This is a genomic window from Streptomyces populi, assembly GCF_002911015.1.
Taxonomy (GTDB): Bacteria; Actinomycetota; Actinomycetes; order Streptomycetales; family Streptomycetaceae; genus Streptomyces; species Streptomyces populi.
In genome coordinates this window covers 41,983-53,200 of the sequence record NZ_KZ626895.1, presented here as the reverse complement: position 1 = coordinate 53,200, position 11,218 = coordinate 41,983, and the positions used below count along the sequence as shown (strand labels likewise).

The following is an 11,218-nucleotide window of genomic DNA, read 5'->3' as shown; positions in this document are numbered from 1 at the left end:
CGAGGCCTGGAAGAGCAGCCGCAAGCCGCTCGCGGGCGAGTTCGTCTTCCGCGGCCGGACGGTCTTCGTGATCGCCAACCACCTCAACTCCAAGGGCGGTGACCAGGGGCTGACCTCGCAGTACCAGCCGCCGACGCGCAGCTCCGAGGTCCAGCGGCACGCCCAGGCGACCGTGGTGAACGCGTTCGCGAACGAGATCCTGAAGACGCAGAAGAACGCCGACGTCATCGCGCTCGGCGACATGAACGACTTCGAGTTCTCCGAGACCGCCAAGATCCTCGAGGGTGACGGCGAGCTCTGGTCGGCGATCAAGTCGCTGCCGAAGAGCCAGCGTTACACGTACGACTACCAGGGCAACGCCCAGGTCCTCGACCAGATCCTGGTCAGCCCCTCGATCCGCAAGGGCTGTGACCTGGAGTACGACAGCGTGCACATCAACTCGGAGTTCTCCGACCAGATCAGCGACCACGACCCGCAAGTGCTGCGGTTCCGTCCTTAGCCGCCGCGGTGCGCGAGAGCCCGGCCCCGTCGTCCGGGGGGCCGGGCTCTTCGTCCGCCCGGAGCGCCCGCTCCCCGGCTCGCGGGGCGTGGCGCTCCGGCTCGCGGGGCACGCTTCCCCGGCCCCGTGCGCGGGTCAGCCCGCGAAGACCTCGTCGAGCCAGCCCTTCCAGGCGGTCTCGTTGCCCTTGGCGTCGGCGCCGGGCGCGAAGTCGTGGACGCTCATGCCGACCGGCGCGCCCCAGCGGCCGCGCCCGAAGAAGCGGATGAGCGCGTCGTCGGTGCGCAGCCCGACGAAGTACGGGTCGCGGTAGTCGAGCACCGCGTCGAACTCCTCGCCGCCGGGCCCCTTGGCCCGCACCCGCGCCCCCTCGGCGGTGTCGTCCGCGAGGCCGAGGGCCGGTCCGACGGCCGCGAAGGCGTCGGAGGACGCGGACCCGCCGGGCCCGTCGAAGGTGGCGAAGGCCACCGGGCGGCCCGCGAAGTGGGTCACGTACTCGCGCAGGGTGTGCAGGTAGAAGTCGGTGTGCTTGTCGGCTCCGTCGTACTGGTTGTCCCAGTCGTCGGTGAAGATGCCGCTGTGCACGTACCGGACCCAGGAACCACGGCCGCCGTCACGCGGCTCGATGGTGTGGTCGATCTGGTTGAGGCTCTGCGTCGGGAACCCGACGTCCTCGGTGCGCACGGTCAGCCGGTGCGGCGGGTCCCAGGTGGTGATGACGCTGCCGAAGGGGCCGGCCCCGCCCTCGCGGGGCTCGTACTCCATGGGCCACAGCCAGCCGCCGCTGCCGCTGGTGATCGCGTCCCACACCTGGCCGGGCGGGACGGCGACCTCGTACTCGCGGGCGACCTCGAACTCCTTGGACATGATGACGACTCCTGGATGATCAGTGGGTGGCTTCGGGGCCCGCGGGGGCCTCCACGGGTCCGGTCCCGGCTTCGGGTCCGGTCCCGGCTTCGGGTCTGACCTCGGGATGGACGGCGACGACGATCCGGTGCGGGCGCCCGCCCTCCGCCTCCCCGTCGTGGTACTTGCGGATGAGCGCGCTCACCCCGGCCGTCAGCTCCTCGACGAACGCGGCCCGGTCGGCCGCCGACGCGAAGGTCACCTCGCCGTCGAGCGCGTACGTCGCCAGCCGCTTGCGGGCCTTCGCGGCTCCGGTGAGGAGGGAGCCGACGTCCCGGACGAGCCGGGCGCCGAGCGCGAGGAGCCAGCGGGCGGACAACTGGTCCCGGAAGCGGTCCGGATCGGGCTGCACGGCGGCCAGCGCCTGCGGCGAGATGACGTAGGACGCCGCGGTCGCGCGCATCAGCCGCTCGGTGACGTTGCCCTTGCGGCGCTCGCCCGCCAGCTCGACCAGGCCGTGCCGCTCCAGCGTCTTGAGGTGGTAGTTCACCTTCTGCCGGGGCAGGCCGACCCGGCCGGCCAGCATGGCGGCCGACGCGGGTCCGGCGGCCAGTTCGGCGAGCAGCCGGGCCCTCACGGGGTCCAGCGACACGGCGGCGGCTTCGGCGTCCTCGATCACGGTCACGTCCAGCATGGCTCCAGCCTCTCACCGAAAACTTTTCTTGTCCAGACGGTTCGAATCGTCGGTGAGTCGTGCGGGCCGGACGTCCCGGACGGCCGGCGCCCCGCCGGGGCGGGCGTCCCGGAGCGGTCCCGGGGCTCCCGGCGGGCTTCAGCGGCGCGATCCGGGCAACACGGCGGTCATGGACGAGAAGCGACCGGAATCGAAGCAGCGAGCTCTTCCGGACAGGGACGCGGGCACGGGCGGCCACGACGGCACCGGGGCGGGCGCGGACACGGTGACGGCGGGGGCCGCCGGGAAGGACGGCCCCGTCGGACTGCCCGCGCGAGCGTGGGCGGCCGTGGCCTGGCGCACGGCCAAGGAGTTCCGCGACGACGAACTCCCCGACCGGGCGGCGGCGTTGACCTACTACGGCGTGCTGTCGCTGTTCCCCGCGCTGCTGGTGGTGGTCTCCCTGCTCGGCGTCATGGGGCAGCGCGTGACGAACAGGCTCCTCGACAACGTGGGGGACCTTGCTCCGGGTCCGGCACGCGACATCCTGCGTGACGCGGTGACGCAGCTGGGGCAGAGCGGCGGCACGGGCGGGGTGCTGGCGATCGCCGGGCTGCTCGCGGCGCTGTGGTCGGCGTCCGGGTACGTCGGCGCGTTCATCCGCGCGTCCAACGCGGTGTTCGACCTGCCGGAGGGCCGTCCGGTCTGGAAGGTCACGCCGCTGAGGCTGACGCTCACCGTCACGCTGATGCTGCTGCTCACCGGCAGCGCGATCATCGTGGTGTTCACCGGGCCGCTGGCCGAACGCGCGGGCACCGCGATCGGGGTGGCCGACGCCGCGATCACGGCGTGGTCGATCGTCAAGTGGCCCGTCCTGCTGATGTTCGTCGAGCTGATGATCGCGCTGCTGTACTGGGCGGCCCCCAACGTCTCCGGCCGGGGCTTCCGCTGGTTCAGTCCGGGCAGCGTCGTCGCCACCCTGATCTGGCTGACCGCGTCCGCGGGATTCGCCGTCTACGTCGCCGGCTACGGCTCGTACAACAAGACGTACGGCACGCTCGCGGGTGCCGTCGTCTTCCTCGTATGGCTCTGGCTCACCAACCTGGCCATCCTCCTGGGCCTCGAGTTCGACGCGGAGCTGGCCCGCCGGCGCGCCATCGCCCACGGCCGGCCCCCGGGCGAGGAGCCCTACGTCGAACCGCGCGACACCCGCAAGTGGCCCCCGCGCCTGCGGGCGTTGCGCGCGGCGCGGGAGAAGGCGGAGACGGGGATCGTTCCGGCGGGCGGGAGGGCCCGCCGGGACACCGTCGAGCGGGTGTGACGCGCGGGCCGGGGTCCGGGCGAGGGAGTCCGGACCGAGGCCGCGGGGCGGGCAGGGCGCGCGGGGCGCGGGGCGCCCACGATGCGGCGGCGGACCGGTGTCCGGTCCACCGCCGCATCGTTCCCCTCCGACTCCTCCGACGGGCCCGGGCCGTGCCGTCGACGACCGCCGCGCCGCCGTAGGAGCAGGCTGCCGGTGAGCGCCGGGGCGGGGTGCGGCCCCCGTCCGGACCATGGCGGCCGAGGCGCGCCGGGCCGCGGCGCGGCACACCGGACGACAGGTCCGCGCCCGCCCGGCACGGACACCTCCGGTCCGGCGCCCGCGGCCCGCGGCCCACCGTCCGGACCGCGGCCGTCACCGCCCTCCTCGCTCACGGAGGCTCGTGTACCCGGGCGGGACCGCGCTATCCCTGCGCGCCCCGGTCCCGCAACCGGGCCAACTGGCTCTGGAACCAGTCGAGTCGGGCTTGGAGCAGGGCCGCCTCCGCGACCAGTTCGGGCACCCCGGGACCGTCCGCGGCGATCACGGGACCGCTCGCGGCGACCGCGGAACCGCCGGAGGCCCGGACCCGCAGGCCCTCACCGGCCAGCCGCGCGAAGGAGGCGAGCGAGAGCGAGGTACGACCGCGTACGCATTCCGCGCAGGCGGCCGTCAGGGCGCGCCAGCCCGGACGCCCCCAGCCCGCGTCGGCCAGCGCCGCGGCCACGGCGCCGCAACCGCAGGGGCCGACGGTGGCGCCGCGCACCCGCTGGCGGGCGTGGCGGAAACCCCGCTCGAAGCGGATGTAGGCGCCGAGGACGGAGACTTCGAGGAGAACGGCGGCCCGGTGTTCGGCGGTGCACAGCATCGCCTCGGCGACGGCCCGCTCGTGCACGCAGTGGAAGCCGCAGTCGCAGCGGCGGTGCGGGGCACGGTGCCGCCGCCCGTAGACGCAGCGCGCCTCGTCCAGCACTCCGTACGGCAGCGCGCCGCCCAGCGATACACCGGTGAACCCGGCCCGGGTGCCGTCCTGGGACAGCACCGGGTGGGCGATCTTGTATCCGGTCGGCGGCTCCGTCGGGCGTTCCTCGGGAAGCCGCAGCCTCATCGGCCGGCCGGAACCTCTTCGGGCGCGGACGTCTCCGGCTCCTCGATCGTCTCGGGGAGTTCGAGCGTGTCCTCGTGCGCGCGATCCCGTTCCTCCGCGACTCCGGTGGCGAGTGCCTTGCCGAGCCTCATGACGCCTCCCATGACCTGCGGTCGGTGACCTTCCGTCCCATGGTGGCCCATGAAGGGCCGAACGGGACATAGGGCCTCGGACCGGAGGCCGACGGGACATCTCAGCAACGCTTATCGATACCCCGTAGAAGATTTAAGTGGAGCTGTACGGTCATAGCGCCGAAACTGCTCGTATGACGAACTCCGACCGGTCTCCGGCACCCTTCGGCCGGGCGCTCTGCGCGATGATCACACCGTTCACCGAGGCCGGCGAACTCGACCTCGACGGCGCCCGGCGCCTGGCCGGACGCCTGGTGCGTGAGGGCTGCGACGGCCTGGTGCTGAACGGCACCACCGGCGAGTCGCCGACCACCTCGGACGCCGAGAAGTCCGCGCTGGTCCGCGCGGTCCGCGAGGCGGTCGGCGACCGGGTCCACCTGGTCACGGGCGTCGGTTCGTCCGACACCCGGCACACGGTCGATCTCGCCCTGGCGGCCGGGGAGTCGGGCGCGGACGGCGTGCTCGTCGTCACCCCGTACTACTCGAAGCCGCCGCAGGACGCGCTGGGGGCGCACTTCACCGAGGTCGCGGACGCCTCCGGACTGCCGGTCATGCTCTACGACATCCCCGGGCGCACCGGCACCCGCATCGAGCCGGAGACGATGATCCGGCTCTCCGCGCACCCCCGGATCGTGGCCGTGAAGGACTGCTCCTACGACTTCCTCGGCGCCCAGAAGGTAATGGCGCGGACGGATCTGGCGTACTACGCGGGCTGCGACGAGCACGCGCTCGCCCTGTACGCGGTGGGGGCCGCCGGGTACGTCAGCACGGTGGCGAACGTCGTGCCGGGACCGATGCGGGCCGTGCTCGACGCGTTCGACGCGGGCGACACGGCGGGGGCGGCCCGGCTGATGCGGCGGGCCGTTCCGCTGATCGAGGCGATGATGGCGGCGGGTCTGCCCGGCACGGTCACCGCGAAGGCGCTGCTGGCCGCGCTCGGGCTGCCGTCGGGCCCGGTCCGCGCACCGCTGCGGCCCGCCGGCCGGGAGGTAGCCGACGGGCTGCGGACGGCACTCGCGCACGCCACGGACGAGTTCGCCGTGGCCTAGGGCCTGTCTGACAATTCGCGTCGTCGCCCGAAGGGCGGCCGGGCGGCGTCAGGTGCGTGCTCTCGGCGCGCCGGCCCCGGACTCGCGTACTGGACGTACTCGGGTCTGGGGCCGGTGCGGCGAGTGGGGGTGCCCCCTGCTCGAAGAGCTCGGGGGAGCGTGCATGGCGTCGCCCGGCAGACGGGAATTGTCAGACAGGCCCTAGCGGACCACCGCGCGGGGGTTCAGCGCTCGGCGAAGACGGGCTCCCAGCGCCCCACCGTGCCGTCGGTGCCCTTGAGGAAGCCGCTGAGCGGCACCTCCTTGTCGCTGCCGATGGTGACCAGCACCAGCCGGTTGTGGAACTCGTTCTTGTCGCCCTCGGCGATGTCCCAGGCGATCAGGGACCTGTCGTCGGCCCAGGCGAGGAGCATCTGGCCACGGACCTCGGCCACGTGCTTGCCGGTACGCCGGTCGAGGATCCACGAGGAGGTGTGCCACTTCTCGCCCGCGAACTCCCCGGCGAACCGGGTGCCGTCCGGCGAGGGACCGGCGGCCACGAGCCAGTCGCGGTGCCGCTCCGCGGCGGGCACGCTCACCTCCCGGCCGGACACGTCGTAGAAGCGGTCGCCGGGCGTGATCGACTGCCGGCCCGTGACGGTCCTGCCGTCACGGCAGAACCCGAAGTCCTGGCGTGCGTTGATCTCGTTGCCCTGGTCGTCCCGGACCACCCCCACATCGGCCCAGGAGCCCTTCGCCGACGCCACGTCGAAGACGTAGAAGCCGGTGCGGGAGGACTTCACCGACACGGGAACCCTGTCGATGTCGTCCATCTTGACCCGCTTGTCGGGATTCTCGCTGTACGTCGTCGCCACGAGTCTCGTGCCGTCGTGCGAGAACTCCAGTCCGCCCACCGGGTGGTCGACCTGGATCCACCGCTCGACCTTGCCGCTCGCGAGGTCGAGCAGCCCGATGCGGCGTGCGGGCAGGTGCCGCTCCAGTACGGCGGCGGTCCGCAGTCCGGGGGCCACGGCGACCCACGACCATCGGGGGTCCTTCTTGTAGTGGCCGGACTTCGGGTCGAGCAGCCAGTACGTGCGCACCCTGATGCCCCGGTGGACGCCGTCGTGGACGCTCTGCCAGTCGGTCTTGTTGGTGTAGTAGGCGGCCATCGCCGTTCTCCCGGCCGCGACCAGCGAGTGCACCGGTGACTGTGCCGGGTGTGCCGAGGGCGCCGGGTGCGTGGTGGTCGGCTTGTGGTCCACTCCGCCCGAGGGCCGTACGTCGTGCCCGCCGGAGCCCACGCCCGGCACCGCGATCGTGGCGGTGAGCACCGCGGCCGCGGCGACCGCCACGGACGCGATGCGCCGGGTCCGTCGGCGCCGGCGGACGGCGAGCACACGGTCGGCGAATCCCGGCGGTGTGCGCTGGTCGTCCTCGGCCTGCTCCCGGAACGTGTCGCGCAGGAGTTCTTCGACGTTCACCGGTGTACCTCCACGGGCGAGAAGTCACGGGACGACGGCCGCGTCTCGTGACCCGGGCCGAGCGCGGCCAGTTCGGGGGCGAGTGCCCGCAGCCGGGCGAGCGAGCGATGGGCCGTGGAGCGCACGGTTCCGACGGAACAGCCGAGGAGCCGGGCCACCTCGGCCTCGGGCAGGTCCTCGAAGTAGCGCAGCACGAGCACGGTGCGCTGCCTCGCGGTGAGCCGGGCCAGCGCGCCCCGCATGACGACCCGCAGTTCGGCGGCCGCCGAGGAGTCCGTGCCGGGGGCCGCGGGGCCGGACGCCTCCGGTGGTTCGGCGACGCTCAGTTCCCGGCGGCGCCACTTCAGCCTCCAGCGGCTCACCTGCTGCCGGTACAGGATCCGCCGTACGTACGCCTCGGGTTCGTCGATCCTGTTCCAGCGGCCCGCCGCCTTGACCAGCGCGTTCTGCAGCAGGTCCTCGGCGGCGTGCCGGTCTCCCCCGCTGAGCAGCGCCGCCGTCCTCAGCAGCGCGGGCGACCTGTTCGCCACGAAGTCCCGGAAGCTCTCCTGTGCTTCGGCATCCATCGTCACCTTCTCGTCCCCGGCGGCCCCTTGCGACCCACCCCTGTGTCCCTGGTGACGCACGCCGTCACCCCCCGCTATGCCTCCCGGTACGAACCGAGCCGAAAATATTCACCCGCCCCCGCCCCGGGCGTCCTCTACGGTGGCCCGATGAGCCGCCCGCTGCTGTTCCTCGACGTCGACGGCCCGCTGAATCCGTACGCGGCCCAGCGGGAGCGCCGGCCCGCGGGGTACACCACGATCCGGGTGGCCCTGGAGCCCGGCCGGCCTCTGCGCGTCTGGCTCCGCCCCGACCACGGCCGCGCCCTCCTCGCCCTCGGCTACGACCTGTGCTGGGCCACCACCTGGATGGACGCCGCCAACCGCTGGATCGCCCCCGTGATCGGCCTGCCCGAACTGCCCTGGGTCGACTTCACCGGCGCCCTCTTCGCCGAGCGCCCCGACGGTGTCCACTGGAAGACGGAACGCATCGTGGCCCACGCCGACGGCCGCCCGTTCGCCTGGGTGGACGACGAACAGAGCCCGGCCGACGAGACGTTCGTCGCCGCCCGCCATCCGGCGCCCGCGCTGCTGCGGCACGTCGACCCCCGCCTCGGCCTGCGCGAGCCCGACTTCGAGGCCCTGACGGAGTTCGCGGCGGACCTGGACGTCTAGGAGCGGGGCTGTCCGGTGCCGGTTCCGGCCTCGTGGAGCGTCCGGGCCAGCAACAGGGCGCCTCCGGCCGCCGCCCCCACCGCTCCCGCGGCCAGGAAGCTGCGGGAGGAACGCCAGGACAGCACCGACCATCGGGACTGCGCGGAGAACAGCGATCCCGTGCTCAGCCACGACCCGGTCGAGATCAGCGACAGGGCGGAACCGATCGAACCGACCGACAGGGCGCTTCCGATCGAACCGACCGACAGGGCCGAACCGACGGACCCCACGGACAGCACCGATCCCACCGAGCCGATCGACAACACGGAGTCCTGCGACCACAACGACAGCACCGAGCCGGAGGAGGTACGACGGACCGACCGCGCGGGCAGTTTTGTCATGGGGCCATCCTGCCCGCCGCCGCGCCGTTCCGTGGGGTTGTCGGCGGACGGCGCGGGGTTCGGGTGAGGACCTTCCGGCACCCGGCTCACCGCACGGCGGGACGGATCCCCTCGGGGACGGCGGGGTCGTCGTGCGGCACGGGCGTTCCTACCGCCAGGGATCGAGGGCGTGCTTGCCGTGGGTCCGGCCCGCTTCGAGTCGCCGCAGCACCGTCGCCCCCTCGGCCAGGGGGTGGACCCGGGGGGTGCCGGGCGGGTACACGCCGTCGGCGATCAGGGCCTCGATCTCGACGAGCAACGACCGGTAGAGGGACGGGGCCGCGGCCGCCAGCGCCCCGATGTGCAGGCCCTTGACCTGGACCGGGTGGGTGAAGACCAGGTCGTGCGTGGTCAGGGTGGCGTCGCCGGAGGCGGCGCCGAACACGACGACGCGTCCGGTGAACGGTCTGGTGACCGACAGACTGGTCCTGAACGTGGCCCGTCCCACTGATTCCAGGACCAGGTCGACACCACCGGTCAGACGGGTGATCTCCTCCGCCAGATCGGGGCGTCGGCTGTCCAGGACCTCGTCGGCGCCGAGCGCTTCGACGGCGTCGTGCTTCGCCGGCGACGCCGTGGCGATCACACGCGCACCGTAGTGGCGGGCGAGGCGGACGGCGGCCTGCCCCACGCCTCCGGCCGCCGCGTGCACGAGGACCGTCTCGCCCGCACTGATCCCGCCCAGCGGCCTCAGTGCGGCCAAGGCGGTGGCCCAGTTCAGCACCAGGCCGAGGGCCTCGGCGTCGCTCCAGCCGGACGGCACCGGAAGCACTCCCGCGGCCGGCATCGTCATGTACTGCGCGAAGGCCCCCGGGCCGACCCCGACGACGTGGGTGCCGGGCCGCAGGGGACTCCCGACGTCCGGGCCGGCACCGACGATCTCGCCGGCGGCCTCGAAGCCCGCCGCGTAGGGCGCCCGCGGGCCTCCTCCGTAGGTTCCCCGGGTCTGCATGACGTCGGCGAAGTTGACCCCGGCGGCGCCGACACGGATCAGGTACTCGCCGGGCCCCGGGACGGGGCGGGGCCGGTCGGTCGTGAGGGCCAGCTCCCCCGGTCCCCGGTGCGACCGCTGGACCAGTGCTCGCATCGTCTGCTCAGCGGTGCTCTGCCGCTCGTCGGTCTCCATGCGCCGAACGTAGGAGTCTGACACTTGTGTCAAGGTCAAGTGGCGGACGGAGATCCGGCACGGCGGGCCTCCCTCAGATAGGTGTCGAGTGCCGCCCGCTGCTCGCCGAGGATCGCGATGCGGGCGGCGAGCCGGTCGCGATGGCTCTGCACCTCCCGCAGGAACTCCGCGCACACCGTGCCCGTGCCGGCTCCGGACCCGTCGGGGAGGCGGGGCAGGAGTTTCCTGATCAGCCGCACGGGCAGCCCGGACTCCAGCAGCGAGCGGATGACGAGCACCCGGTCGATCGTGGACCGGCAGTAGTCGCGGAACCCGTTGTCGAGACGGCCGGGGACGATCAGGCCCTGGTCCTCGTAGTGCCGCAACGACCTCGCGCTCACACCGCCGACTCTGGAAGCTTCACCGATCCTCATGCTCGGAGGCAACGCCCGGAGGCGCCACGGTCTTCCGGCCGTCGCCCACGGCGGGGCGGAGATCTTCCCGGGCCGGCCCGGGGCCGTGGAAGGACGCTCGGCACCGACCGGCGTCGCCCCGGACGGCCACACGTCACGGCTGCTCGAGGTCAGTTGTGGCTGTTCTGACTTCGATGCAGCTCAGGGGGTCGACTTGCCCCGTGGGCCGTATCGGGGCCGTATCGGGGCCGTCTCCGGTGCTCTCCGGGTCCCGGAAGACCCGGTCGACGGCGGCCCGAGCGCGTGCCTCGCTGTTCGGCATCAGGTGATCGCGATCAGCCGCAGGCACAGCCTCAGCGACCTCTTGCGCCCGGGCAGCCATGGCCTGGGTGTGCAGCCGGCGGTTCCCGAGCTTCCCGAGCGGAGGAAGCAGGAACTCGGCGAGGACTGCTGCCCCTTGGGGTGTGTCCGGTGCGGAAGACAGGGATGGAACGGCAACCGAGACGAACACGGAGCCGACAGACCACGAACCTGGTTCATGCTCGCGGCGCGGTAGGACTTTCCCTGCTTCATCAAGGCCCGCGCACAGCGCGGGCGCGCGCCGCCTTGCCGGCGGGGCTGCCGCCCTGTCTTCGCCAGCGGCAGCCCCGCCCGGCGGCGCGCTAGCGAGCTGCGGGCACGAAGTGGGAGACACCCTCTGCGGCTGGGGCGGTCGGCTCCACGGCTTTAGGCAGCCACTTTGGGGCGAGCCTCGAAGATCATGGCCCCAACGTCGTGCTTTAACGGGCAGGTCCACAGACTGCCCGACTCGCCGGAAGCTTAAGGGGCCATGATCACTCGCCCCAAAGCAGCTCCAGCCCAAAGCCGCTCCACCGACCTTGGCTGCTCATCTGCACCGATCGCCCGCATAACTAGTGACACGCATGATAGAACGGCCCCACGATCTGATAGGGGGC

At 72.9% G+C, this 11,218-nt stretch carries 13 protein-coding genes; 4 read left to right on the top strand and 9 right to left on the bottom strand.

Annotated features, from left to right (window positions below; genetic code table 11):
* Positions 1 to 499 (top strand): endonuclease/exonuclease/phosphatase family protein (locus CW362_RS25860; protein WP_338069078.1); only part of this gene is annotated, 499 nt, incomplete at its 5' end.
* 135 nt (positions 500 to 634) lie between these two features.
* On the opposite strand, the gene CW362_RS25855 is transcribed toward CW362_RS25860, so the two are convergent.
* Both CW362_RS25855 and CW362_RS25850 read right to left on the bottom strand, forming a co-directional pair.
* Positions 635 to 1,366, bottom strand: a complete 732-nt coding sequence (locus CW362_RS25855; protein ID WP_103551933.1) for an SRPBCC family protein — start codon at positions 1,364 to 1,366, stop codon at positions 635 to 637.
* 19 nt (positions 1,367 to 1,385) lie between these two features.
* Complete coding sequence (locus tag CW362_RS25850; RefSeq protein WP_103551932.1) at positions 1,386 to 2,039, bottom strand: ArsR/SmtB family transcription factor; 654 nt, start codon at positions 2,037 to 2,039, stop codon at positions 1,386 to 1,388.
* A gap of 169 nt (positions 2,040 to 2,208) precedes the next feature.
* Between CW362_RS25850 and CW362_RS25845 the strand changes: the two genes are divergently transcribed.
* Positions 2,209 to 3,339 (top strand): YihY/virulence factor BrkB family protein, encoded by a 1,131-nt coding sequence (locus CW362_RS25845; protein WP_103551931.1) that lies wholly within the window; start codon positions 2,209 to 2,211, stop codon positions 3,337 to 3,339.
* Positions 3,340 to 3,742: 403 nt separating this feature from the next.
* Here the strand turns inward: CW362_RS25845 and CW362_RS25840 are convergent, their stop codons facing one another.
* Positions 3,743 to 4,426: a hypothetical protein gene (locus tag CW362_RS25840; protein ID WP_103551930.1), complete on the bottom strand. Its 684-nt coding sequence runs from the start codon at positions 4,424 to 4,426 to the stop codon at positions 3,743 to 3,745.
* Complete coding sequence (locus CW362_RS45350; RefSeq protein WP_276313698.1) at positions 4,423 to 4,557, bottom strand: hypothetical protein; 135 nt, start codon at positions 4,555 to 4,557, stop codon at positions 4,423 to 4,425. The genes CW362_RS25840 and CW362_RS45350 overlap by 4 nt, the downstream gene beginning before the upstream one ends.
* Before the next feature lie 173 nt (positions 4,558 to 4,730).
* Between CW362_RS45350 and dapA the strand changes: the two genes are divergently transcribed.
* A complete protein-coding gene (gene dapA, locus CW362_RS25835; RefSeq protein WP_162684231.1) occupies positions 4,731 to 5,645 on the top strand; it encodes a 4-hydroxy-tetrahydrodipicolinate synthase in 915 nt (304 codons plus the stop codon).
* A gap of 224 nt (positions 5,646 to 5,869) precedes the next feature.
* Here the strand turns inward: dapA and CW362_RS25825 are convergent, their stop codons facing one another.
* Together CW362_RS25825 and CW362_RS25820 are read right to left on the bottom strand one after the other, a co-directional pair.
* The gene (locus CW362_RS25825; RefSeq protein WP_103551928.1) at positions 5,870 to 7,108 is read right to left on the bottom strand and encodes a WD40 repeat domain-containing protein; all 1,239 of its coding nucleotides are present in this window, start codon (positions 7,106 to 7,108) and stop codon (positions 5,870 to 5,872) included.
* Positions 7,105 to 7,674: a SigE family RNA polymerase sigma factor gene (locus tag CW362_RS25820; protein WP_103551927.1), complete on the bottom strand. Its 570-nt coding sequence runs from the start codon at positions 7,672 to 7,674 to the stop codon at positions 7,105 to 7,107. The genes CW362_RS25825 and CW362_RS25820 overlap by 4 nt, the downstream gene beginning before the upstream one ends.
* A 147-nt stretch (positions 7,675 to 7,821) precedes the next feature.
* Between CW362_RS25820 and CW362_RS25815 the strand changes: the two genes are divergently transcribed.
* Positions 7,822 to 8,325: an HAD domain-containing protein gene (locus tag CW362_RS25815; protein WP_103551926.1), complete on the top strand. Its 504-nt coding sequence runs from the start codon at positions 7,822 to 7,824 to the stop codon at positions 8,323 to 8,325.
* Here the strand turns inward: CW362_RS25815 and CW362_RS25810 are convergent.
* From CW362_RS25810 to CW362_RS25800, 3 genes are all read right to left on the bottom strand, one after another.
* Positions 8,322 to 8,705 carry a hypothetical protein gene (locus CW362_RS25810; RefSeq protein WP_103551925.1) on the bottom strand — a complete coding sequence of 128 codons (384 nt, stop codon included), beginning with the start codon at positions 8,703 to 8,705 and terminating at the stop codon, positions 8,322 to 8,324. The two genes, CW362_RS25815 and CW362_RS25810, sit on opposite strands and share 4 nt — an antisense overlap.
* A 148-nt stretch (positions 8,706 to 8,853) precedes the next feature.
* Positions 8,854 to 9,870: an NADPH:quinone oxidoreductase family protein gene (locus CW362_RS25805; RefSeq protein ID WP_103551924.1), complete on the bottom strand. Its 1,017-nt coding sequence runs from the start codon at positions 9,868 to 9,870 to the stop codon at positions 8,854 to 8,856.
* A gap of 35 nt (positions 9,871 to 9,905) precedes the next feature.
* The gene (locus CW362_RS25800; protein ID WP_103551923.1) at positions 9,906 to 10,283 is read right to left on the bottom strand and encodes a MerR family transcriptional regulator; all 378 of its coding nucleotides are present in this window, start codon (positions 10,281 to 10,283) and stop codon (positions 9,906 to 9,908) included.
* Between the last annotated feature and the right edge of the window lie 935 nt (positions 10,284 to 11,218).